Below are 22178 nucleotides of genomic sequence, written 5' to 3'. Positions count from 1 at the left end.
GTTGCCGCGACATGGCAAAAGAGGATGGACGGAGGCGAGGACGGTCGAGTGCGACGTCGCGCTCCAGCGGGGAGATCGAAAGTGGCCGACGAGCTGGCCGACGGCACGCCGACGGGGACGACGACCCTTACCGATGTCGCACGCGCGGCCGGCGTCGGCGAGAGCACCGCCTCGCGCGTGTTGCGCGGGCACGGTTCATTTTCGGCCAAGACACGCGAGAGCGTCCTCAATGCCGCGAGAAGCCTCGGCTATGTGCCCAATCGCATCGCCGGCACGCTGGCCTCGACCGGCTCCAAGCTGGTCGGGATCGTGATCCCGTCGCTCAGCAACATCGTCTTTCCGGACATGCTGCGCGGCGCCAACACCGTGCTGGTGGCCGCCGGGTTCCAGCCTGTCGTCGCGGTGACGGACTACGAACAGGGCCGCGAGGAAACCCTCATCGAGTCGCTGCTTAGCTGGCGTCCGGCGGGCATGATGGTGGCCGGGCTCGAACACACCGAGCGTACCGTGGCCATGCTCAGGCACGCCCGCATCAGGGTCGCCGAACTGCTCGATTCCGATGGCGATGGCATCGACATCGTCGTCGGCTATTCCAACCGCGAGGCGGGAGGCGCGAGCGCGCGTCACCTGGTCTCGCGCGGCTATCGGCGCATCGGCTATGTGGGCCACGATCTCAGCCGCGATCTGCGCGCCGCCAAACGCTTCGCCGGATTTCGCTCGGCGCTCGCAGAGGCGGGCCTTGAAGTCGCCGCGGAAGAAATCATTCCCTCATCTTCGTCGATCGAGGCCGGGCGCGACGGTCTCGGCCGGCTGCTCGGGCGCGCCCCCGATCTCGATGCCGTCTATTTCTCTAACGACGACATGGCGATTGGCGGTTATTTCCATTGCCTTGCCCGCGGCATCGCCATCCCCGGCCGGTTGGCGATTTTCGGCTATAACGGCCTGGACGTCGCACGCGCGGCGCCACAACCGCTTTCCACCATCCGGACGCCACGCGTCGCGGTCGGAGAGACCGGTGCTCGGCTGGTCTGCTCCGACGGGCCGCCGACGAAGATCGATCTCGGGTTCGAACTGATCGAGGGAGCCACAACATGAGCGAGGCAAAACTTCGCGAAGACATATGCCGCTTTGGCCGTTCCCTATTCGAGCGCGGGCTGACACCGGGATCATCGGGCAATATCAGTCTGCGGCTCGATGACGGCGGCTGGCTTGTGACGCCGACAAACGCATCGCTGGGCTTTCTCGATCCGGCTCGCCTTGCCAGGCTCGACGCGCAAGGGCAACTCGTCGCGGGCGATGCGCCGACCAAGGAAATCCCCCTGCACACCGCCCTTTACGAGACGCGGGCAGCAGCGCGTGCGATTGTGCACCTGCACTCCACCCATGCGGTGGCCGTCACCATGCTTCCCGAGATCGATCCCAAGTCGGTGCTGCCGCCAATGACGCCATACTATCTCATGCGCGCCGGACAGACGGCTTTGGTGCCATATTTCCGTCCCGGAGACCCTGCGGTAGCCGATGCAATAAAAGGGCTCGCCGGACGCTACTCTTCGGTGCTGCTCGCCAACCATGGTCCCGTCGTCGCGGGCGAGACGCTTGAGGCGGCGGTATTCGCTACCGAAGAGCTGGAGGAAACGGCGAAGCTCTATCTGCTTCTGCGCGGCCTCAACCCCCGCTATCTGTCACCGGAGCAGGTCAGCGACCTGGTGCGGACTTTTGGGCTTTCGCTGCAGGAGCATGGTGCGCACGACCACTGAGACCCGATTTCGACCTTCGTGAGGCGCTCCTGGATTGCATAGGTTGGGGGTATTACCTGAGCATGTTGCTAAATTTCAAAAGCTGCAGCTCAGCAGAATTCCTGCCGTCGAGATAGAAATCGGCAGCGTTCCCAAATGGGTCACCACGACGATGCCCACGCCAGCCTGAATGCCCGCTCTTAAGCATTCGCAGCCCGAAGATCTCCCACTTCCCAAGTCCAAAGCATCCCTTACCAGTGCGACAAGGTCGCGGCGGGCGCCTCGCCGTGTCTGCGGCTAGGCCAGCTCAACCCAAGCGCGCTTGAATCCTTAGCCGGACTGCGCGATTGTTGCCCCAGGAAAAGGGGGATGCGCAATGGAAAAGGCATCGCCTTTTGTGCCAGCCGAAATCCATGTCCACACGGTTGCCGATGAGGGGGGCAATCTTGGCATCCTTTCGATCCGCACGACGGAAGGCATCCTGGATATTGCCTTGGACTGCCACGCCGCCGATGCCATCGTAAGCGCAATCAGCTCCATACGACCGAAGCTGGATGCAAGCGAAAAATAAAGCCTGGCGGGAACCGGGCCAGGAGGCCTTCTGGGGGACGATCGGATCAACGTGTTCGGTTGTCCTAACGTGAAGCATGAGCATGACGGCTCGATGAAGCCACGGCAGATCATGTCTGCCATGCGCTGAGCATCAGCAGTAGCGTTGGCCAATAGCGCGTCAGCTCTGTTGAAGATCGCTATTGGTCCAGTCGCATCCGTTCACCCTCATTGCGCTGCGACAGCAACCACGCTTCATGCAATGCGGGCCGTTCGACCGCGCCGCGCCAGGAGATTGGCGATCACCAGAAGCACGATTGACAGTGCCATCATCAGCGTCGCTGCGGCGGTGATCGCCGGGCTCAATTTTTCTCGCAAGCCGATGAACATTTCGAGCGGCATAGTGCGCTGGCTGGCGCTGGCCAGGAACTGCACGACGACAACTTCGTCGAAAGAAGTGACGAAGGCGAAGGCCGCACCCGAAAGCACCCCGGGCAGGATCAGCGGCAGCATGACGCGGAAGAACGATGTCAGGGGTTTTGCGCCGGAGATCGCCGCGGCCCGCATTAGATTGCGGTCGAAACCGGTGAGGCTGGCGCCCACCGTCACCACCACGAAGGGGCTGGCCAGAGCGGTGTGCGCCAGGATGATGCCGGCATAGGTGCTGGCCAGACCGACGCGCGCGTAAAACAGGTATGAGCCGACGGCAGTGATCACAACCGGCACGATCAGCGGCGACAGCAGCAGCGGCATGATAACGCGCCGGCCGGGGAACTTCTCGTCGGACAGCGCAATCGCCGTCAGCGTGCCGAGCGTCGTCGCGATCACTGTCGTGCCCAAGGCGACGATCAGGCTGTTGCCGATTGCCGCCTGCCAGCGCTGCGTGCCAAGCACCACCTCGTACCAGCGCGTCGAAAGGCCTTCGAGCGGGAAGATGAAGAAGGAGCCGCTGTTGAAGGAAAGCGGCACCGGGATCAGGATCGGCACCAGCAGGAAAAGGATTACAAGCCCGCACCACAGCCAGAGCAGGACGATGCGGATGCGTTCGCCGGTCGTGGGGTAGGGGGACAAAAGCATGGCTACACCAGCTTAAGGCGGTCGAGGCCGAGGATACGGGCAAAGATGCCGAACAGCGCCAGCGTGAAGACGAGAAGGATGAAGGACAGCGCCGCCGCCATCTCCCAGTTCAGTTCGACATTGACGTAGTTGGCTATGAAATTGCTGATCAGCTGATCGCTCGCCCCGCCGATCAGCGCCGGAGTTATGTAATAGCCGAGGCACAGGATGAAGGTGAGCATGCATCCGGCCATCACGCCCGGGAACACCTGCGGAATGTAGATGCGGCGGAAGGCGGTGAACGGCCTGGCGCCCAGCGAATAGGCGGCCTTCATCTGCGACGGCGGGATGGTGCGCATGACGCTGTAGATCGGCAGCAACGTGAACGGCAGCTGGATATGGGTCATGGCGATGATCAGGCCGATGCGGCTGTACATCAGGTCGAGCCGGTCGCTGGTGACGCCGATAAAAAGCAGGAAATCATTGACGAGCCCGAATTTCTGCAACAGCACCGTCCAGGCTGCGGTGCGCACCAGGATCGAGGTCCAGAAAGGCAGAAGCACGGCGACGATCAGGATGGCCGCCAATCCCTTCGGCACGTTGGCGATGAGATAGGCGAGCGGAAAGCCGAGGATCAGCGTTGCCAGCGTCACCGACGCCGCGACGAAGAAGGTGCGCAGGAACACCTGGATGAAGATCGCCTGCTCCGGCGGCACCCGTTCGATGCCGCCAGCGGCGTTCCAGCGCAGGTCGAGCGCGCTGAGCAGATAGAACGAAGTGAGGCTGTTTGTGCCGCTCCGGATCGTCGGCCATGTCGACGGCGCCGACCAGAACGGCACCGATTTCATGGCCTCGAGCGCGGCTTGGCCGTCGGCGCTTTCGAGCTTGCGCACCGTCTTCAGCACCTGGCTGCGCGCGCCAGGCAAGCGGGCGTTCAGGCTCTTGGCAAGCTCATAGGCCGTGCCCTTGGCCTGGTTGTCCTTGAGGTCCGCCGCGAGCGCCGCGAACGCATCGTCGCCCGGAAGGCCCTGGCCGCTCCAGCCGGCCAGGGCCACCGTCGTCTTGGGCAAGGCATCCGCGATTGTCGGATCATAGACGGCGCGTGACAGCAGCAGCAGGATCGGGATGCCGAAGCTCAGCGCCAGAAGGACGAGCAGCGGCGTGGCCAGCAGCAGCGAACGCATCCGGTCGCCGAATTCGGCGCGCCGGAGCGCCGCCGACACTGATTTGAGATCCGCGTCGGCGGCTGACCGGTCGCGGGCCAGCGTCGGCCGGTCGAGTTCGCTGGGCTGGAGCGCCGACATCTCGCCTTCCTACTGGGCCAGCCAGGCGTTGAAGCGCTTGACGAGGTCCTCGCCATAGTCGCCCCAGAACTCGGTGTCGGCGACCAGATAGGCGCCTGCTAGATGGTCGGGAGCGTTGGGCAGTTTGGGCAAGGCGTCAGCCGCTACGAAGGATGCCGCGTCGGTGCGCACCGGCCCGTAGGTGATGTAGCTGGCGAGCTTGGCGTTGTTCTCGGGCTGGCTGATGTAGGCGAGATATTTATAAGCGAGCTCCGGATTGCGCGCGCCCTTCGGAATGGCGATCATGTCATATTCGAGGATCTGGTTGTTCCAGACGATCTTGAATGGCTTCTTGTCGGTGTCGATGGCGTTCTGGATGCGGCCGTTCCAGGCGGTGGTCATCACCACTTCCTTGGAGGCGAGAAGCTGCGCCGGCTGCGCGCCGGCATCCCACCAGACGATGTCCTTCTTGATCGTGTCGAGCTTCTTGAAGGCGCGGTCGACGCCTTCCGGCGTTGCCAGCACCTTGTAGACGTCTGCCGGCGCCACGCCGTCGGCCATCAGCGCCCATTCGAGGTTCTGCGCCGGGAACTTGCGCATGGCGCGCTTGCCCGGGAATTTCTTCGTGTCAAAGAGGTCGAGAACCGAGGTCGGCGCTTCCTTGAGCACGGTCGGGTCATAGGCGAGGATGTCGCCGTAAGCGTCGAGACCGACACCGCAATCCAGCGCCGAGCCCTCGATGAACTTGTCGCGCGGCCCGATCTTGGCATAGTCGAGCCGTTCGAGGATGCCGGCGTCGCAACCCTGCAGCACGGTCGCCGTTTCCACCGTCACCAGGTCGATCGGCACGTTGCCCGTCTCGACCATGGCTTTGACCTTGCCGAGATCGCCGAGATATTCCTGCTCGAGGACCTTGGCGCCCGTTTCCTTGGCGAAGGGCTCGAACCAGGCCTTGCGTTGAGCGTCCTGCCAGGCGCCGCCGCTCGCCATGATCGAGAGCTCCTCGGCGAAGGCGGCGCCGGCGATGGTCATGCAGGCCGTGGCGGCCGCGAGGGCGAATAGGCGTGTTCTCAGATGTTTCATGTCGTTTTCCCCTGTTTTGGAATGGCACCACCCGTTCCGGCATCGGCCGGAAAGGCGCGGCAATCGTTGGGCGCGCAGGAGACCGTCACGGTCTCACCATTCGCCATCGTTGCTTCGGGGCCGAGCTTGACGGTCAGCACCTGGTCATTGGCGAGCCTAGCCAGAAGCCGCAGGTGGTCGCCGAGATAGATGCGCCCATCGATAGTTGCCGCCAGTGCGTTGCCGCCATCGGCGGCGGCCGACAGGTTGAGCCGCTCGGGCCGGACGGCGACATGGCAGGGACTGCCTTGCGTCACGCCGACCGCCAGCGCGGTGACCTCGCCGCCGCCGTTCAACTGGACGCGGCATTGCTCCCCCGAAACGCGGTCGACCACGCCTTCCAGCGTGTTGTTCTCGCCAATGAAGCTCGCCACAAATGAGCTTTGCGGGGTGTTGTAGAGATCGTCAGGCGAGCCGAGCTGGGCGATGCCGCCCTGATTGAAGACCGCGACGCGATCGGACATCGTCAGCGCCTCGCTCTGGTCATGCGTAACATAGACGATGGTGACACCGAGCATCGTATGGATCTGCTTGATCTCGAGCTGCATGTGCTCGCGCAACTTCTTGTCGAGCGCGCCGAGCGGCTCGTCCATCAGCACCAAGCTCGGCTGGAACACCAGCGCCCGGGCCAGCGCCACGCGCTGCTGCTGGCCGCCGGAAAGCTGCGCCGGGCGGCGGTCGCCGAATTGCTTCAGCCGCACCATGTCGAGCACGCGGCCGACGCGGGCCGCGATGTCCGCCTTGCTCACCTGGCGGACGGACAGCGGAAAGCCGACATTCTCCTCGACCGTCATATGCGGGAACAATGCATAGTTCTGGAACACCATGCCGATGTTGCGCTGATAGGGCGGCAATCGGTCCACCGGCTGGCCCTCCAGCGTGATCGTGCCATGCGTCGGCCGCTCGAAGCCGGCGAGCATGTTGAGCGTAGTCGTCTTGCCGGAACCGGACGGCCCGAGCAGCGTCAAGAACTCGCCGCGCGCGACGCTGAGGTTCATCCGCGTCACCGCGAAGGTCCGCCCGTCATAGGATTTCTCGACCTCGGCGAATTCGACGAAGCCTGGCCCGGCGCTCGCCAGCACGGGACGCGCAGTGGCAACTCCGTGGGCCGGCGCAACGGCTTGGCTGGCGCTCATCGCCTTCAACCCCGGCTGCCAGCGGGCGATTGATTAAATGGCTTGCGGTCCATGCCTCGTCTCCCGGTACCGGCCCGCCGAACTACGCGCGCCGTCCGACTTGTATGGTCACACAATTAGGCTGGAACTGACCATAGATGCGGACAAGTTTGCCCGTCAAGCCGTAAAATGCTGCATTGTGTGATAATTTTCCGAAGTTGAGTGTAGGACAACTTCTATTGTCGGGATCGTTGTCTTATGCTAAATGCCCGACAACTCAGTATCAGCCGCAGTTCGAAATCCGCATGCTCGAAAATCTTCGCCTCACCGAGGATGAAAGCCCTGTCTATCGCCGCCTTGCCGACGCGATCGCCGAACGCATCGCAACCGGCACGCTTGCCGTCGGCGACCGGCTGCCGCCGCAACGCGAGATCGCGCGCGCCCTGGGCATCAATGTCACGACCGTGACACGGGCGTTGTCCACCCTGCAGGAGCAAGGCCTTCTTGAGGCGCGTCCCGGACGCGGCACAACGGTTGCCGCCCGCGACATCGCCGAGCGGCCGGGCTTCGTGTCAGCGCCGAGCGACCAGAGCGGCGTCATCGACCTCTCGGTCAACCGGCCGCCTACGTCAGCCTATCTCGACGCCGTTGCGGCGCTGATGCCGCGTCTTTCCAAGGATCGCCACTACGCCTCGTTGCAGGATTATCATCCGCCGGAGGGACCGCTTTGGGGCCGTGTCGCGGTCGCCGATTGGTTCAAAACCGTCGCCGGTGAAGGGGACCCGGGCCGCGTCGTGCTCGCCGCCGGCGCCCAGCATGGCCTGGACTGCGTTCTTGGCGCCGTCACCCGGCAGGGCGAGGTGGTGCTGGCCGACGAGGTGACCTACCAGGGCATCAATGCGCTCTGCCGCGTGCACGGGCTTGATCTCAGGGGCGTTGCCATGGATCGCGGTGGGATGCGGCCGGACGCCTTCGAGGCAGCTTGCGCGCAGCTTCGCCCGCGCGCGGTATTCCTCGTGCCGACGCTGCACAATCCGACGACAATCACGTTGAGCCAGGAGCGTCGGCGCGAACTCGCCGCGGTCGCCCGGAGCCACAACGTGCTGATCATCGAGGACGACGTCTACCGGCCGCTGGCCGACGATCCGCCGCCGTCCTTCGCCAGCCTCGAGCCGGAGCTGACGATCCATCTCGGCGCGCTGTCAAAATGCGTCGCGCCCGGCCTGCGCCTCGGCTTCGTCATCGCCCCGCGCCCGATCGCCGGCCAGGTCGCCGCGGCGCTGCGCATCAACTGCTGGAGCATCAGCCCTTTAACCGCGCTGATCGGCGCCAGGCTGCTCGAGGAAGGCGCAGCCGCCCGCATCATCGACATCCAAAAACAGGAACTGCGCCAGCGTCAGGCTATCCTGAGCGACATCCTAGGCCGCTTCGACATCCAGAGCCACCCGACCTCGACCCATGCCTGGCTGCGCCTGCCCGAGCCGTGGCGCGGCGCGGGCTTTGCCCGCACCTGCCTGGAGCGCGGTGTCGCCGTCCTGCCAGGCGATGCCTTCGCCGTCGGCCGCGAGCCGGTCCAGCACGGCGTGCGTATCAATGTCGGCGCGGCGCGATCGCAAGAGGATCTGCGCTCGGCGCTCACCACCATGGCCGAGCTGCTCGCCGCCGGTCATCTGCAACTGCCTGGCTTTGTCTAAGACCATGGCCTCCGCGCCGAAATCAGTCGACATCGCCATCATCGGCGCCGGCGTCGTCGGCCTGGCGACCGCTTTGCGCCTTGCCGGCGAGGGTCGCGAGGTCCTGCTCATCGACCCGCACGAGCCCGGCTCGGGCGCTTCGTTCGGCAATGCCGGCACGATCGCCGAATATGCCTGCATGCCGGTCGGCAATCCCGGCGTGCTGCGCGCGTTGCCGAAGCTGCTGCTCGATCCCGAAAGCCCGTTCTCGCTGCGCTGGGCAGCGCTTTTCCAGCTCGCGCCATGGCTCATCCGCTTTGTCCGCCAGTCGCTGCCGGCGGCAACCCGCGCCAATGCACTGGCGCTTGCCGGCTTGCTCGCCGAAGCGCTGCCGGCCTGGGGCGAAATGGTGCAGGAGGCCGGACTTCAGGATCTTATCCGCCGCAATGGCTGCCTCTATGTCTATCGCCGCGACAGCGATTTTGCCGCCTCCGAGAGTGGACGGGCTTTGCGCGCCGAGCTCGGCGTTCATCAGCAGGTTCTGACCGCCGATCAGGTGGGCGCGCTGGAGCCGCGGCTGGCGGCGTTCGAGACCCAGGGGCTCTATTTCCCGGATTCGATCAATGTCAGCGATCCCAAGGCGGTGATGGCGCGGCTGGCGGCAGCCGCTACCGCCAGGGGTGCTCAACTCATGCGCGCGAGCGTCACCGGCCTCGCAACGGGGGCAGGCGGCGTGCGGCTGAGCGGCCCGGGCCTCGCCGTCACGGCGCAAAAAGTAGTGATTGCGGCGGGCGCGCGGTCACGGCCGCTCGCTGCCCAGGCCGGCGACCGGATCCCGTTGGAGACCGAGCGCGGCTATCATCTCGAGTTTCCGACCACGACACCTTTGCTCAACCGCCCGGTCTGCCCGGTCGATCTCGGTTTCTACATGACGCCGATGGACGGCAGGCTGAGAGTTGCCGGCACCGTCGAGCTGGGTGGGCTCGAAGCACCGGCCAATCCGCGCCGGCTGGCGCTGCTCGATCGCGGCGTGCGGCAGTTCTTCCCCGATCTCGGCCAGCCATCGTCGCAATGGCTAGGCTTCCGGCCGTCCCTGCCGGACTCGCGCCCTGTGATCGGACCCTCGAGGAAATCGCCGGACGTGATCTACGCCTTCGGCCACGGTCACCTCGGACTCACCCTCGCACCAATTACTGCCCGACTAGTCGCCGACGTGATTCACGGAAAGGACAGCACATTGCTGTCCGCCTTCAGCTCGGCCCGGTTCTGAACAGGCGAATCCCACGTTTGACCGCGACTAGAGGTTCCGGCGGCGGGCGGAATCTCGCCCCGGACCGTCACCGTCTATCGGTCGCGTTGCGGTCAGGCCGGCTTCGATGGATCTGAGAAGCTCAAGTGCGGCATTGAGCTTGCGTGTGTCGCCGCCGGCGGCCTCGGATACGGCAGTTGCCCACTCCTTGCGCACCAGGGCGTAATTGTGGGCTCCCCGCCGGGTGCGGTGGACGGTGACGCCCCGGCGATCTTGCGGGTCGACATGGCGCTCGATCAGCCCCTTGCCTTCCAGGTCGCGCAGCACGGTGGAAACATTGGTGCGCTGCAGCCCGGTCGCCGTCGCGATCTGGCTGGGCGTTGCGGAAGCGTGCGCAACCAGGTGGCGCATCACCATGCCCTCCGATTGCGACAGCGACAGCGCTTTTTCGTCCCGGTAACCGCGAAACTGAATCTCACGGGCAATGATGAGGATGAGGTCGGCCAGGTCCGCCCAGCGAACAGCCGGGGGAGCTTTGCATGCGGATGATTCCGGGTCGATTTCCATAGGGCGCAGTTTACAGACTTCAAGCGTCTATGTATATGGACATAATCATTATGACAACATAACTATGGCTGCATACACATCTGGAGGTTCGGATGACAAACTCGACAACCGCCGCCGGGCACGCTTGGCACACACCTCGTTCCATGGCCCGCGCCGGCGGGCTGCACGGGATTGGCGTGTACGTTCTGCTCGCCGGCGCCTTCCTGCCGATCGCCGACTTTTTCATCGTCAACGTGGCGCTGCCGACCATCGCCACCTCGCTGCAGGCGACGCCGGCCGCACTTGAGCTGGTGGTTTCAGTCTACGGTGTGGCTTACGCCGCCATGCTCGTTCTCGGCGGCAGGCTGGGCGATCGTTTTGGACGCCATAGCCTGTTCTTGGTCGGGCTCTCCGGGTTTATCCTCGCCTCTCTCGCCTGTGGTCTGGCACCCACCATCGATCTCCTTATCGCCGCGCGCCTGGTCCAGGGCGCAATGGCGGCGATGCTCGTGCCGCAGGTGCTTGCGACCTTCCAGGCCACCCTGGAAGGCGAACGCAAGACCCGGGCCATCGCGCTTTACGGCGCCACCTCGGGCATCGCCGCGGTTGTCGGCCAACTGGCCGGCGGACTGCTGGTCAGCGCCAATCTGTTCGGCACGTCCTGGCGGCCGATCTTCCTGATCAACATCCCGCTCGGCGTCATCGTGTTCTTCGCCTCGCGGGCGGTCGTGCCAGCCAACCGCTCGCCGCACCCCTCGGGCATCGACGTCGCCGGCACTATACTTTTCGCCGCCACGCTGACGGCTCTGCTGGTGCCGCTGACCGAAGGTCACTCGCTCGGCTGGCCGGTATGGACGTGGACAATGCTGGCTGCAGCCGTCTTGCTTGCCGTCGCGACGGTGGTCGTCGAAAGGGCCGCCGAAGCGCGCGGCGAGATGCCGTTGCTGCCGCCGTCGCTGCTCAAGCTGCCCTCGATGTCGCGCGGCCTGGCCATGATCACGCTGTTCAGCGTCGGCTTCGGCGCCTTCATGTTCGTCTTCGCGCTCACCGTCCAGAACGGACTCGGCGCCAACCCGCTCGAAAGCGGCCTCGCCATCCTGCCGATGGCGGCGATGTTCTTCATCGGTTCAGTGGTCAGCCCGCGCATCATCGGCCGCTTCGGCCGCGGGGCGCTCGCGACCGGCGGTCTCCTGCAGGCGCTTGGACTGGTCACGTTGATCGCAATCACCGTGTCCAGTTGGCCAAGAGTGAGCCTCCTCGAATTTGCCGTGCCGCTGGTCGTGATCGGGGCCGGGCAATCAATGTTGTTTTCGGGCTTGTTCCGGGCCGTGCTCGCCGATGTCCCCAAGCATCTGGCGGGCGTCGGCAGCGGCGTCCTCATCACTCTACAGCAGTCGGGCCTGGCGCTCGGGGTCGCAACCCTGGGCACGCTCTACCTGGCACTGGAGCCGGCGAGCATTTCGCACGCCTTCGGCACAGTCATCGCATGTCAGTTCGTCATTGTCGTCATGCTGGTCCTGTGCACCGGGCTGCTGCCGCGGTTCAACAAGGATCAGACCGACGCCCAGCCCGTGGAGATGTGATTTCAGATGCCGGAACAGCGCGACCGCTCCGAGCCGCGAGGCTGAAGGAAGAGGCCGATCGCGAGCTTTAGGTGGATGATGATCATCGGTCGTTATTCAACTGGGTGATGATGCTGACGGCGAACTCTGAATTGGACGGCGTAACCCGTCTCGGGAACGCTATGCGCGCAAACCGGCCTCGGCGCAAACGTTCTCCGCGACGAGAACGAGCGTACGGACGCCGGTCGCGGCCTCGACGAAAAGCACATGGAGCTCTGGGATGACCGCCCCTCGCAAGATTCTCGATTACCTGTTCGACGGCACCGGAGGTGCGGAGCCCCGGCTGACCAGCGGCGACATCGTCAATCCGAGCCGCCGCGCATTTTTGGCCGCCGGCTGCTTTTGTCTGGCCTGCGGCCTGGCGACGCCGTTGTTCGCTGGCGCGCCCATGGCCAAAAGCCAGGCGCCCCGGTTCCATCGTTTGACGCTCGGCGATTTTGAGGTAACGGCGCTGTCCGATGGCAGCAATATGCTCCCCGCGACGAAGTTGCTGCAGGGCGACCCGGCGCGGATCGAGGAAGCACTCAAACGCAACTATCTCACCGATGTCGTCGAGACGTCGCACAATTCCTTTCTCGTCAATACCGGAGCCAGGCTGGTGCTGATCGACGCTGGTGCCGGGTCCCTGTTAGGCCCAGGCACCGGCCACCTGCTAAGCAATCTCAGCGCATCAGGCTATCGGCCGGAGCAGATCGATGAGATCTACCTCACGCACCTGCACACCGACCACGTCGGCGGTCTCATGGTCGACGGCCAGAGAGCCTTCCCCAACGCCGTCGTGCGTGTCGAAAAGCGCGACACCGACTACTGGCTGAGCGAGGCAAGCATGCACGCGGCTCCCGCTGAAGCGAAGCGGTTTTTTCAGGCCGCCATGGCATCGATCGGGCCATATCTGCAAGCCGGCAAGCTCGCCGTATTCGATGGCAACACCGATCTTGTGCCTGGCGTGCGCGCACAAACCGCCTATGGCCACACACCCGGACATACAATGTATGTGGTCGAGAGCAAGGGCGAGAAGATCGTCCTGTGGGGCGACGTCGTGCATGTCGCCGCGGTACAATTCAAGGACCCGTCCGTCACGATCCAGTATGACGCCGACGCATCGGAAGCCGAGCGCGTGCACGAGCGCGCCTTCGCCGATGCGGCTGACAGCGGCTATATCGTAGGCGGCGCCCACATATCGTTTCCTGGGCTTGGCCGTGTCCGGCGCGACGCCGCGAACGTCTACTCATATGTGCCCCTGAACGGTTAGAACTGGTGCCGCGAGGAAGCCGGATCCATCTGCGCCAGTGACATCCTGGATGTCGCTTCCGCCGTAAGATCATGTCGTTCCCACGAGCGGCGCTTCTCCAACCAGCTGGCCATCGAAGGACGAACCGCAGGCGTCCGTCACGAGCGCGCGAAACCATTGGTGGGCGGGGTGCTGCTGCAGTCGTTCGTGCCAGATCAGCTTGTAGAGCAGCTTCTCGGTTTCGAACGGCAACTCGCACACCACCAGGTCACGTCCATCCGCAATCGTTCGCCACGGTCCATTGAAGAAGCCGAGCGGCACGCAGGTGAGGAGGTCGCTACGCGAGACAATCTTCAGCGCGTCGGCAAAGTGATTGACCACAACGGCGATCGTCCTTGTCCGTCCCGTCAGGCTGAGCCAGCCATCCACCAAGCCGCGTTCCAGACCGGACGGGGTCGCCAAGACGTGTGCCGCGGCGGTGAATCGATCGAGCGTCAGGCAATCAGCCAGGTCATGTCCGCCGCGCATGACGCAGACATAGCGATCCGTCCGCAGGCTCCGTACATGCATTTCTCTTGGCAGCGAGGCAAACATGCCCACGGCGCAGTCAAGGGTGCCGCGATCGATTCCTTCCAGGGAGCCTTCATGGGTATGCACCGCGAAGGAAACGCGGGCGCGCGGCGCCGCGGCCTGCAATTTCAGCGTAATTTCGCTGACGCCTTCCATCGCGAGACTGTCGGTGACGGCAATGCGAAAACTGGTCGCATCCGACGCGGGATCGAACTCGTCGGGCGCGAAAGAAGCGCGAATTGCCGTGAGCGAGCGATGAAGGTCGGGCCACATCGCGACCATGCGAGCGGTGGGCTGGACCCCCGTTGCCGTCTTGAGGAAAAGTTGATCTTTAGTGAGGCGGCGGGCTCGACGCAACGCATTGCTGACCGCCGGCTGGCTCATCGCCAGGCTCGAGGCCGCACGTGTCACATTCCTCTCCAGCATGATGGCCTCAAGGACGGCAATCAGGTTCAGATCAAGGCGCACGTTATTCACCCAGCAAATGATGCATTGGTCGATTCTAAATTGGACGCATTGATGGCGGCAAGCCATCCTGATGCCGCTGATCGGAGGATAAGGCATGAATGATACAGCTCTCGCGGATGTGCTGCCGAAGCTCACCGGCAAGATCAGTCGCGACCGCATTCGACTGATGCGGGTACCGCGCCCGCCGAAGGATCTGATCGACGGCTTCAAGCGGATCGGCGACGCCACCAGCGTCATCTCGGACATCATGGATGAGCTCGGTATCACCGGCGCGGTTGGCGCATCGGTTCTGAAGCCGACCCTGCCTTCGGTGTCGATCGTCGGTCCGGCGCTTACGGTGCGCAACATCCTGCAACGCGAGCATGTCTACGAAACGGCGAAAAACCACGTCAACCGGATGGCGGAGTTCGAGGCCCACAACCTGGCGCTGCCGGGCGACGTTGTGGTGATCGAGGGCGTTGCCGGCGTTTCGAACATGGGCGGAATTTCGGCCCAGACCGGAAAACGGCAGGGCGAGGCCGGAGCAATCGTGGACGGAGGCGTTCGCGACCTTGGGCATTCGCGGCGGGTCGGATATCCGCTTTGGGCCAGCGAGATAACGCCTGTCACAGGCAAATGGCGCATCGAGACCGTGGAGATCAACGGCGAAATCCAAGTCGCCGGCGTGCGCGTTGCTCCAGGCGATATCGTCGTTGCAGACGAAACCGGCGTCTGCTTCATCCCGATTGCCCGGGCCGCCGAAGTTCTGGCAAAGGCGCTGAGGAAGTCGGCGCTTGAAGAGGCCAAGTGCGAAGCAATCGACGCCGGTACCTCCGTTGCGGATCTGCCGGGCAATGCATGAGGCGATAGGTCACCCCGTGAGAAAGCTTCGCGTCGCCATCATCAACGACTACCAGGACGTGGTCCGCACGCTGGACTGCTTCTCCAGGCTGGACGGCCACGACGTCACGATCTGGACCGATATCGTCGAGGATGTCGACATTCTGGCAGATCGCCTGGCGGAGGCGGACGTCCTGGTGCTGATGCGCGAGCGCACCAAGATCGACGAAGCTTTGCTGAGCCGCCTTCCCAAGCTGAAGCTCATAAGCCAGAACGGCCACATTCCCCACATCGATCTGGCGGCCTGCGACAGGCACGGTGTCGTCGTTTCGTCCGCTCTGACGTCGCGTCCGTCCTATTCGACCGTCGAACTCACCTGGGGGCTGATTCTTGCGGCGATGCGCAACATTCCTTTCGAGAGCGCGTCGCTGCGGCAAGGCCGTTGGCAGACCACCATAGGCCTCGGCCTGCGCGGCCGCGTCCTCGGCATCTATGGTTTCGGCCGCTTGGGCTCGATGGTGGCGCGGATCGGCAAGGCCTTCGGCATGGAAGTGCTGGTCTGGGGACGCCAAGGTTCGTTGGATCGCGCTAAGGCCGAGGGTTTCAGAGTGGCACAAGACAAGCCGTCCCTGTTCAGGCTGTCGGATGTTCTCAGCTTGCATCTGCGGCTGAATGCCGAGACCGCCGGCGCGATTGGGCCTGACGACCTGGCCTTGATGAAGCCGACGGCTTTGCTTGTGAACACCAGCCGTGCCGAGCTGATCCAGCCGGGCGCTTTGGTCGCGGCGCTGAAGAGCGGTCGCCCCGGCAAGGCGGCAGTCGACGTGTTCGAACGCGAGCCGCTCACCAATCCGGACGACGCCCTGCTCAGGCTTCCAAACGCCCTGTGCACGCCGCATCTCGGCTATGTCGAGCGCGACAACTATGAGTTCGCGTACGGCAATGCGTTCGACCAGATCGTAGCCTTCGCGGGCGGAACCCCGATCAATGTCCACTCCGCTGGCGGCCAGAAACAGGATCACTGAAATGAACCTCGAGCTCGACGGGAAAATTGTCCTCATAACCGGGGGCAGCAAGGGAATAGGGCTGGCCTGCGCACGCGCCTTTGCCAGGGAAGGGGCCCGCGTGGTGATTGTGTCACGCAGCCAGGAGAACCTCGACAACGCCAAGAAAAAGCTGGCCGCCGAGGGGCTGTCGGCAACGAGTTTCGCCGCTGATCTGTCGGACGGGCTTGCGGCAAAGCAAATGGTCGCCGCGCTCGAGGAGCAGGTGGGGCCGATCGCGTCCCTGGTCAATTCGGCCGGTGGCGCCAGGAGAGTTGCCCCCGACGAACTGACGCCGGACAAATGGCGTGTCGCGATGGACGCGAAGTTCTTCACCTACATGAACGTCACCGACTACGTCCTGCCGCTGATGGTGGCGCGGGGCGCCGGCACGATCGTCAACATAGTCGGCACCGGCGGCAAGATCGCGTCACCCATGCATTTGCCGGGAGGCGCCGCCAACGCGGCGCTGATGCTCGCCTCGGCGGGGCTGGCAGCGGCGTGGGGGCATGCAGGCGTCAGGGTGAACGTGATCAACCCGGCCGCCACCATGACCGAGCGCTTGCAATTGTCGCTTGAAGTCGAATCCAGGGTGACTGGCAAGACGCCGGAAGAATTGCTGCGGCTGAACGAGCAGCGGATTCCGCTGCGGCGCTACGCAAATCCTGAAGAGGTGGCCGATGCCGCGCTTTTCCTCGCCAGCGCAAGATCCTCCTACGTGACGGGCGCTTCGCTGACCATGGATGGAGGACTTACGCCACTGGTTGTCTAGCCGGCGTCGCATCGAAAAACGGGAGGAAAAAGATGTTCACTTGGTACAGGGAGTTGACGTCGCGCGAGCGGAACACCTTCTGGGGCTGTTTCGCCGGCTGGGCCGTCGATGCGATGGATGCGCAGCTCTTCAGCTTCGTGCTGCCGATCCTCATCGCGGCCTGGGGAATGACGACGGCGCAGGCCGGCTATCTGGCAACCGCGACGCTGCTCTCCGCGGCGATCGGAGGGTGGCTCTGCGGCTATCTCGCCGACCGTTTCGGCCGTGCCCGCATCATGCAGTTCACGATCCTTTGGTTCTGCGCCTTCACTTTCCTTGCCGGGTTCGCCCAGGACTTCCAGCAACTGATGGTCTTGCGCATCATGCAGGGGCTGGGCTTCGGCGGCGAGTGGGCGGCCGGTGCGGTCCTCATGGGCGAGATCATCCGCGCCGAACATCGCGGCAAGGCCGTAGGCACCGTCCAGAGCGGATTCGGCATCGGCTGGAGCGCTGCCGCCATATTGGCGGGCCTGGTGCTGGCGCATTTGCCCCAGGATTACGGATGGCGCGTGCTGCTGATGATCGGTGTGCTCCCCGGCGTGCTGGTGCTCTATCTGCGCCGCAAGATCGAGGAGCCGGAGATCTTCGTCAAAACGCGCGAGCTCGTCGAGAAGAGCGGCGTTCGGCCCGGGCTGGGTGCGATATTTCAGCCTGACGCCCTGCGCGTGACGATCCTTTCTTCATTGCTGGCATTCGGCGTGATCGGAGTCGGCGGTGCGATCGTCAACTGGCTGCCGACCTTCATGAAGACGGTGCGCGAACTGTCGCCGAGCGCATCTGGATATTACCTGTTCGTGGTGACCGGCGGCTCGTTTTTCGGATTTCTGGCCAGCGCATACCTGGCCGATCGTCTCGGGCGGCGGCGGACGTTTCAGCTTTTTCTGGTATGTTCATGGCTGATCACCATCGCCTATATGTTCCTGCCGCTCTCCGGCTGGTCGCTGATTATCCTGGGTGCACCGTTCGGCTTCTTCACCATCGGAAACTATGCCGCGCTCGGCCCGTTCTTCACCGAGCTTTTCCCCTCCGCCATCCGCGCCAGCGGTCAGAGCTTCGCCTACAATTTCGGTAAGGCGGCCGGTGCGGCCGCCGTATCCAGCATCGGAATACTGGCGCAACATATCAGCCTGGCTGAGGCGATCGGCCTTGTCGCGCTGTTGGGCTACAGCATCGCATTCGCCGCGACCCTGATGCTGCCCGAGACGCGGGGAATTCAGCTGACGTCCGGCTATGAACCGCCCGCGCCGCATCTCGACACCGGCGCTTCCTCGCCACCCGCGCAAGCCTCGGTTTTGCGCGCGAGACGATAGGTCCTTCCAGCCGCACTCGTGCGCCAGGCATTCAGACCAGCCGTTCACGAATTTCCCGCTACGGATCGCGAAGGATCAGCAGAACCATGCGCAAAAGTATTTCGGTGAAAGGACTGAGCCACAGGCATCCAGTTCCCAATGCCTGCCGGATCGGCAACATGGTGTTCTCGGGGGCGATTCATGGCGTCAGTCCGACGACGCAGGAATTGCCGGCCGGAATGGCGGCTCAGTCGGCCAATGTGTTCGCCAACATGCGCGCCGTCATCGAGGCCGCCGGCGGCAGCGCGGAGGACATCATCAAGGTGGATATCTATCTCCGCGACAGCAGCGACAGGGTCGCCGTCAATGAAGAATGGCTGCGGATGTTTCCAGATTCCGAGTCGCGTCCGGCCAGGCACGTTAGGCCGTTGACACCAGACAGCGCTTCCCTGGTGCAATGCGAATTCGTCGCAGTTATCGAGCTCTAGATTTGCATCTGCTGTACTCAGCGCTCGCAATTTCTGCGTGACATCAGTTCAGGTCGATGCATGCCGGCGCCTGCCGGTGAAGTGGTCACCTAAGACGCCGATCCACACAGCTTTCAATCGTGCGTGCGCTGCTGCCAGAAGGTGACGGCAAGCTGCTCGAGATGCGTGCGCATGGCCTGCTCGGCGCGATCGGGATCACGGGCCGCGATGCCGTCATAGATCGCCTTGTGCGCCTCGAACGCCGTCCTTTCCTGCCCCTTTGCCGCAAGGGTCACCGTGCGCTGTTCCTTCAGCCACTCCGAGATCTGGTCGTGCAGCGCGATGAAGACTGGATTGCGCGCCATCTTCGCCAGTTCGAAGTGGAAGGCGATGTCGGTTGAGGTGAAACGTTCGCGGTCGCCGATCGCCTTCCGGTTGGCTTCGAGCGCAGTCGCCAGCGCCTCGAGGTCCGTGGCCGTCGCGTGCCGGGCGGCCTCGCGCGCCAGCCCAACTTCGAAGAACAGGCGCGCTCCCTGGAAGTAGCGATGTCCCTCCTCGGTCGAAAGCATCTGGCGCACGGCCGGAGCCATGCCGGTGAAGATATGTGAAGCCGTCGGCATCAGCACCTTGGCCCGCGCGCCATTGGTGAGTTCGACCAGCCCAGCCTTCTGCAGCGAGATCAGCGCCTCGCGAATGGCGGGCCGGCCGACGCCGAAGCGCGTCTGCAGGTCGCGCTCCGGCGGCAGCTGGTCTCCGGGCTTCAGCTTGCCGGACAGGATCTGCGCCTCGAGATGCGAGGCCACATGCTCGAAGAGCTTCTTGCGTTCTATAACGAGAGGATCGACCATAGACCTTTCATACCATCATACTTGACAACCATGCAACTGCTTGCAAGGATGACCGCAACATAACCAGACAAGGCCGGATCGGCTAGCGGTGCGCTCGCCGAAAGCGCGTTTCCACAAGATCCTGGAAGCGGCGCCCCGGCTTTGCCGAAAACAACCCGTGGTGGGACAGGGAGCGAAAGACATGCGGATCGCCATTCTGGGCGGCGGCGGTGCCATGGGCGGCATTTTCGGCGGCTATCTTGCCCGAGCAGGCAACGACGTGACGCTGATCGACGTCTCGAAGCCGGCCGTGCAAGCGATCAACGACAACGGCCTCACGATCGAGGAGAGGGACGGCTCCCAACCGGTTATCCGCGTTCCGGCAACCACGGAGCCGTCGAAGGTCGGACCGGTCGACCTGATCATCAATTTCGTCAAATGCTATCACACCGATGCGGCGGTCCGCGCGGCGGCCCCGATGATCGCGGGGGACACGGCGGTGCTCAGCCTGCAGAACGGCTGGGGCAACGCGCCGCGCATCGCCGGCATTGTCGGCGAAGACAAGGTCCTGGTCGGCCTGACTTACCACGGCGGCACGTTGCTCGGCCCCGGCAAGGTGAAGCATCCCGGCGTCGGGATGACCTATATCGGCGAACTGAGCGGCAAGGCGACACCTCGCCTGGACAAGGTGGTCGAGACCTTCCGTGCCGCGCAGATCGAAACCACCAGGTCCGAGCGCATCCTGGACGAGGTATGGAAGAAGCTGGCGCTGAACGCCTGCACGCTGCCGGTCGCCGGCCTATTGCATCTCATGTCGCACGAACTGGTCGCCTTCGACGGCGCCAAGTCGCTGATGGCGGCAATCCTGAAGGAAGTCGTGGCGGTTGCCAAAGCGCAGGGCATTTCGCTCGATTATGACGAGCGCTGGGCCGCCATAACGGGGTTGCTGGAGAAGGCCGTGGGCGGCAAGGCCTCCATGCTCCAGGACGTCGAGGCGCGGCGCCAGACGGAGATCGAGGTCATCAACGGCGCCATCGTCGGCGCCGGCAAGCGCACCGGCGTGGCCACGCCGGTGAATGAAACCATGGTCTGGATGATCCAGGCCAAGCAAGCTCACTACCTTCAGGCCAAGGCATAGCCATGCCGGCCGCACTTGTCAGCGCTTGAGGTCGACATGGCGCCGCGCCTCCACATCTCGCAGCTTTGCAAGACGTTCCCCGGCGTTCGGGCACTCGACGACGTGTCGATATCGGTCGAGCCCGGTGAAATCCGGGCGCTGCTTGGCGAGAACGGTGCCGGCAAGTCCACGCTGGGAAAAATCGTTGCCGGCGTCTACAGCCGCACCGGCGGCGAGGTGCGGCTCGACGACGCCGTACTCGGCGACCTCGACGAGAAGGCCGCGGGCGAGCTGGGCATCGGCATCGTCCATCAGGAAGGCTCGCTGGTGCCGCAGCTGTCGGTCGCGGAAAACATCTTTGCCGGCCGTCAGCCGACAAAATGGTTCGGCCAGGTCGATATCCGGCTGATGCGCGAAAGAGCGCACGCTCTCATCGCCCAGCTCGGCGTCGCCATCGATCCGGCAATGAAAGTGGCATTCCTGTCGCCAGCCCAGGCGCAGATCGTCGAGATCGCCAAGGCATTGTCGCGCGAACTGAGGCTGCTGATCCTCGACGAGCCGACGGCGGCGCTGACGCTGACCGAAACCGAAAAGCTCTTCGAGATCGTGCGCCGGCTGGCCAGGGACGGCGTTTCGGTCATCTATGTCTCCCACCGCCTAGCCGAGATCTTCGCGCTCTGCGATTCCGTCACGGTGCTCAAGGACGGGCGGCTCGCCGGTACGCGCAAGGTCGCCGAGACGACGACGGACGAGTTGATACGGCTGATGGTCGGGCGCGAGGTTCATCTCACCCGCGCGGCTTCGGCGCGGCAAGCGGGACCGATCGTTTTTGAAGCCGACGGGGTCTCCGCGCCGCCGCTTGTGCGCTCGGCTTCGATCACCGTGCGCGCCGGTGAGGTTGTCTGTCTTGCCGGGTTGATCGGTTCCGGGCGGAGCGAATTCTGCGAGGCCATTTTTGGCGCCAGGCGCCACACGGCCGGCGACATCCGGATCGGAGGCGCACCGGTCGACCCTCAGGGCCCGTGGGACGCCAAGCACGCCGGCATCGGCATGGTTCCGGAGGATCGCAAGACGTCGGGTCTCTTCCTCGGGATGGACCTCGTCAACAACATCGCCGCCACTGTGCTTTCGAAGGTCTCGTCCGGCGCCAACTTCTCCAACAGCAAGGCCGAACGGCTCGCAGGCGATTTCGTCAAAGAGCTGCGCATCGCCACCCCCAGCGTGCGCAAGATCGTCGGCGAGCTTTCGGGGGGCAACCAGCAGAAGGTCCTGCTCGCGAAATGGCTGGCCATGGAGCCGCGCCTGCTCATCGTCGACGAGCCGACGCGCGGCGTCGATGTCGGCGCTCGTTCCGAAATTTATCGCCTGCTGCGCGGACTGGCGGAGAAGGGCGTGGCGCTGCTCGTCGTCTCGTCCGAGCTGCCCGAGGTGCTGGCGCTTGCGGACCGGATCGTCGTGATGGCCGAGGGCCGCACGGTCGGGGAACTGCCGGGCGAGGGGGCGACCGAAGAGCAGGTGTTGCGGCTGGCGACCCGGTTCACGTCGTCGGTCGCGAACGTACGCGAGGAAGCGGTTGGAGCATGAG

General features: G+C 64.2%; 21 protein-coding genes. 14 read left to right on the top strand and 7 right to left on the bottom strand.

Annotated features, from left to right (window positions below; all coding sequences use genetic code 11):
- Positions 1–81 precede the first annotated feature (81 nt).
- The 3 genes from CK218_RS10410 to CK218_RS10400 all read left to right on the top strand — a co-directional run bounded on the left by CK218_RS10410 (position 82) and on the right by CK218_RS10400 (position 2307).
- Entirely contained in the window at positions 82–1095 is a 1014-nt protein-coding gene (locus CK218_RS10410; RefSeq protein WP_245434973.1) for a LacI family DNA-binding transcriptional regulator, read from the top strand.
- Positions 1092–1757 carry an aldolase gene (locus tag CK218_RS10405; protein WP_095827638.1) on the top strand — a complete coding sequence of 222 codons (666 nt, stop codon included), beginning with the start codon at positions 1092–1094 and terminating at the stop codon, positions 1755–1757. Before CK218_RS10410 ends, CK218_RS10405 begins: the two co-directional genes overlap by 4 nt.
- Positions 1758–2112: 355 nt before the next feature.
- The gene (locus tag CK218_RS10400) at positions 2113–2307 is read left to right on the top strand and encodes a hypothetical protein (protein WP_066994701.1); all 195 of its coding nucleotides are present in this window, start codon (positions 2113–2115) and stop codon (positions 2305–2307) included.
- Between the two features lie 233 nt (positions 2308–2540).
- Here the strand turns inward: CK218_RS10400 and CK218_RS10395 are convergent, their stop codons facing one another.
- The 4 genes from CK218_RS10395 to CK218_RS10380 are packed head-to-tail and all read right to left on the bottom strand — an operon-like array spanning position 2541 to position 6882.
- Positions 2541–3362 (bottom strand): ABC transporter permease, encoded by an 822-nt coding sequence (locus CK218_RS10395; protein WP_095827637.1) that lies wholly within the window; start codon positions 3360–3362, stop codon positions 2541–2543.
- Positions 3363–3364: 2 nt separating this feature from the next.
- Positions 3365–4645, bottom strand: coding sequence for an ABC transporter permease (locus tag CK218_RS10390; protein ID WP_082980452.1), 1281 nt, complete (start codon positions 4643–4645; stop codon positions 3365–3367).
- A gap of 9 nt (positions 4646–4654) precedes the next feature.
- A complete protein-coding gene (locus CK218_RS10385; protein ID WP_095827636.1) occupies positions 4655–5707 on the bottom strand; it encodes an ABC transporter substrate-binding protein in 1053 nt (350 codons plus the stop codon).
- On the bottom strand, positions 5704–6882 hold the full coding sequence (locus CK218_RS10380) for an ABC transporter ATP-binding protein (RefSeq protein WP_095827635.1): 1179 nt from the start codon (positions 6880–6882) through the stop codon (positions 5704–5706). The genes CK218_RS10385 and CK218_RS10380 overlap by 4 nt, the downstream gene beginning before the upstream one ends.
- 284 nt (positions 6883–7166) lie before the next feature.
- Here CK218_RS10380 and CK218_RS10375 point away from each other — a divergent pair, with 284 nt between their 5' ends.
- Complete coding sequence (locus tag CK218_RS10375; protein WP_095779533.1) at positions 7167–8555, top strand: PLP-dependent aminotransferase family protein; 1389 nt, start codon at positions 7167–7169, stop codon at positions 8553–8555.
- Between the two features lie 4 nt (positions 8556–8559).
- A complete protein-coding gene (locus CK218_RS10370) occupies positions 8560–9804 on the top strand; it encodes an FAD-dependent oxidoreductase (protein ID WP_095827634.1) in 1245 nt (414 codons plus the stop codon).
- A gap of 27 nt (positions 9805–9831) precedes the next feature.
- On the opposite strand, the gene CK218_RS10365 is transcribed toward CK218_RS10370, so the two are convergent.
- On the bottom strand, positions 9832–10350 hold the full coding sequence (locus CK218_RS10365; protein WP_095827633.1) for a MarR family transcriptional regulator: 519 nt from the start codon (positions 10348–10350) through the stop codon (positions 9832–9834).
- Positions 10351–10442: 92 nt separating this feature from the next.
- On the opposite strand from CK218_RS10365, the gene CK218_RS10360 reads away from it, so the two are divergent.
- Positions 10443–11912: an MFS transporter gene (locus tag CK218_RS10360; RefSeq protein ID WP_245434970.1), complete on the top strand. Its 1470-nt coding sequence runs from the start codon at positions 10443–10445 to the stop codon at positions 11910–11912.
- 259 nt (positions 11913–12171) lie between these two features.
- Positions 12172–13203: an MBL fold metallo-hydrolase gene (locus tag CK218_RS10355; RefSeq protein WP_095827631.1), complete on the top strand. Its 1032-nt coding sequence runs from the start codon at positions 12172–12174 to the stop codon at positions 13201–13203.
- A gap of 69 nt (positions 13204–13272) precedes the next feature.
- On the opposite strand, the gene CK218_RS10350 is transcribed toward CK218_RS10355, so the two are convergent.
- A complete protein-coding gene (locus tag CK218_RS10350; protein WP_245434967.1) occupies positions 13273–14220 on the bottom strand; it encodes a LysR family transcriptional regulator in 948 nt (315 codons plus the stop codon).
- 94 nt (positions 14221–14314) lie between these two features.
- Between CK218_RS10350 and CK218_RS10345 the strand changes: the two genes are divergently transcribed.
- The 5 genes from CK218_RS10345 to CK218_RS10325 all read left to right on the top strand — a co-directional run bounded on the left by CK218_RS10345 (position 14315) and on the right by CK218_RS10325 (position 18670).
- The gene (locus CK218_RS10345) at positions 14315–15061 is read left to right on the top strand and encodes an RraA family protein (RefSeq protein WP_095783892.1); all 747 of its coding nucleotides are present in this window, start codon (positions 14315–14317) and stop codon (positions 15059–15061) included.
- 16 nt (positions 15062–15077) lie between these two features.
- Positions 15078–16064, top strand: coding sequence for a D-2-hydroxyacid dehydrogenase family protein (locus tag CK218_RS10340; protein ID WP_348628719.1), 987 nt, complete (start codon positions 15078–15080; stop codon positions 16062–16064).
- A 1-nt stretch (position 16065) separates the two neighbouring features.
- The gene (locus CK218_RS10335; protein ID WP_095779527.1) at positions 16066–16854 is read left to right on the top strand and encodes an SDR family oxidoreductase; all 789 of its coding nucleotides are present in this window, start codon (positions 16066–16068) and stop codon (positions 16852–16854) included.
- A 32-nt stretch (positions 16855–16886) separates the two neighbouring features.
- Positions 16887–18203: an MFS transporter gene (locus CK218_RS10330; RefSeq protein ID WP_095827629.1), complete on the top strand. Its 1317-nt coding sequence runs from the start codon at positions 16887–16889 to the stop codon at positions 18201–18203.
- 86 nt (positions 18204–18289) lie between these two features.
- Positions 18290–18670, top strand: a complete 381-nt coding sequence (locus tag CK218_RS10325; protein ID WP_095827628.1) for a RidA family protein — start codon at positions 18290–18292, stop codon at positions 18668–18670.
- A 113-nt stretch (positions 18671–18783) separates the two neighbouring features.
- Here CK218_RS10325 and nanR read toward each other — a convergent pair whose 3' ends face one another.
- A complete protein-coding gene (nanR, locus tag CK218_RS10320) occupies positions 18784–19497 on the bottom strand; it encodes a transcriptional regulator NanR (protein WP_095827627.1) in 714 nt (237 codons plus the stop codon).
- Positions 19498–19678: 181 nt separating this feature from the next.
- On the opposite strand from nanR, the gene CK218_RS10315 reads away from it, so the two are divergent.
- Together CK218_RS10315 and CK218_RS10310 are read left to right on the top strand one after the other, a co-directional pair.
- Positions 19679–20614 (top strand): 2-dehydropantoate 2-reductase, encoded by a 936-nt coding sequence (locus CK218_RS10315; RefSeq protein WP_095827626.1) that lies wholly within the window; start codon positions 19679–19681, stop codon positions 20612–20614.
- A 36-nt stretch (positions 20615–20650) separates the two neighbouring features.
- Complete coding sequence (locus tag CK218_RS10310; RefSeq protein WP_095827625.1) at positions 20651–22177, top strand: sugar ABC transporter ATP-binding protein; 1527 nt, start codon at positions 20651–20653, stop codon at positions 22175–22177.
- Position 22178 lies beyond the last annotated feature (1 nt).

Origin of the sequence: Mesorhizobium sp. WSM3879 (assembly GCF_002294915.1) — a bacterium.
In the GTDB taxonomy this organism is placed as follows: domain Bacteria; phylum Pseudomonadota; class Alphaproteobacteria; order Rhizobiales; family Rhizobiaceae; genus Mesorhizobium.
The sequence above is the reverse complement of the archived record's forward strand: the minus strand, read 5'-3'. Positions and strand labels throughout refer to the sequence as shown.

Coding starts and splice junctions, on each gene's coding strand:
- CK218_RS10405 (WP_095827638.1), top strand. CDS start 1,092: ATGAGCGAGGCAAAACTTCGCGAAGACATATGCCGCTTTGGCCGTTCC.
- CK218_RS10400 (WP_066994701.1), top strand. CDS start 2,113: ATGGAAAAGGCATCGCCTTTTGTGCCAGCCGAAATCCATGTCCACACG.
- CK218_RS10395 (WP_095827637.1), bottom strand. CDS start 3,362: ATGCTTTTGTCCCCCTACCCCACGACCGGCGAACGCATCCGCATCGTC.
- CK218_RS10390 (WP_082980452.1), bottom strand. CDS start 4,645: ATGTCGGCGCTCCAGCCCAGCGAACTCGACCGGCCGACGCTGGCCCGC.
- CK218_RS10385 (WP_095827636.1), bottom strand. CDS start 5,707: ATGAAACATCTGAGAACACGCCTATTCGCCCTCGCGGCCGCCACGGCC.
- CK218_RS10380 (WP_095827635.1), bottom strand. CDS start 6,882: ATGAGCGCCAGCCAAGCCGTTGCGCCGGCCCACGGAGTTGCCACTGCG.
- CK218_RS10375 (WP_095779533.1), top strand. CDS start 7,167: ATGCTCGAAAATCTTCGCCTCACCGAGGATGAAAGCCCTGTCTATCGC.
- CK218_RS10370 (WP_095827634.1), top strand. CDS start 8,560: ATGGCCTCCGCGCCGAAATCAGTCGACATCGCCATCATCGGCGCCGGC.
- CK218_RS10365 (WP_095827633.1), bottom strand. CDS start 10,350: ATGGAAATCGACCCGGAATCATCCGCATGCAAAGCTCCCCCGGCTGTT.
- CK218_RS10360 (WP_245434970.1), top strand. CDS start 10,443: ATGACAAACTCGACAACCGCCGCCGGGCACGCTTGGCACACACCTCGT.
- CK218_RS10355 (WP_095827631.1), top strand. CDS start 12,172: ATGACCGCCCCTCGCAAGATTCTCGATTACCTGTTCGACGGCACCGGA.
- CK218_RS10345 (WP_095783892.1), top strand. CDS start 14,315: ATGAATGATACAGCTCTCGCGGATGTGCTGCCGAAGCTCACCGGCAAG.
- CK218_RS10335 (WP_095779527.1), top strand. CDS start 16,066: ATGAACCTCGAGCTCGACGGGAAAATTGTCCTCATAACCGGGGGCAGC.
- CK218_RS10330 (WP_095827629.1), top strand. CDS start 16,887: ATGTTCACTTGGTACAGGGAGTTGACGTCGCGCGAGCGGAACACCTTC.
- CK218_RS10325 (WP_095827628.1), top strand. CDS start 18,290: ATGCGCAAAAGTATTTCGGTGAAAGGACTGAGCCACAGGCATCCAGTT.
- nanR (WP_095827627.1), bottom strand. CDS start 19,497: ATGGTCGATCCTCTCGTTATAGAACGCAAGAAGCTCTTCGAGCATGTG.
- CK218_RS10315 (WP_095827626.1), top strand. CDS start 19,679: ATGCGGATCGCCATTCTGGGCGGCGGCGGTGCCATGGGCGGCATTTTC.
- CK218_RS10310 (WP_095827625.1), top strand. CDS start 20,651: ATGGCGCCGCGCCTCCACATCTCGCAGCTTTGCAAGACGTTCCCCGGC.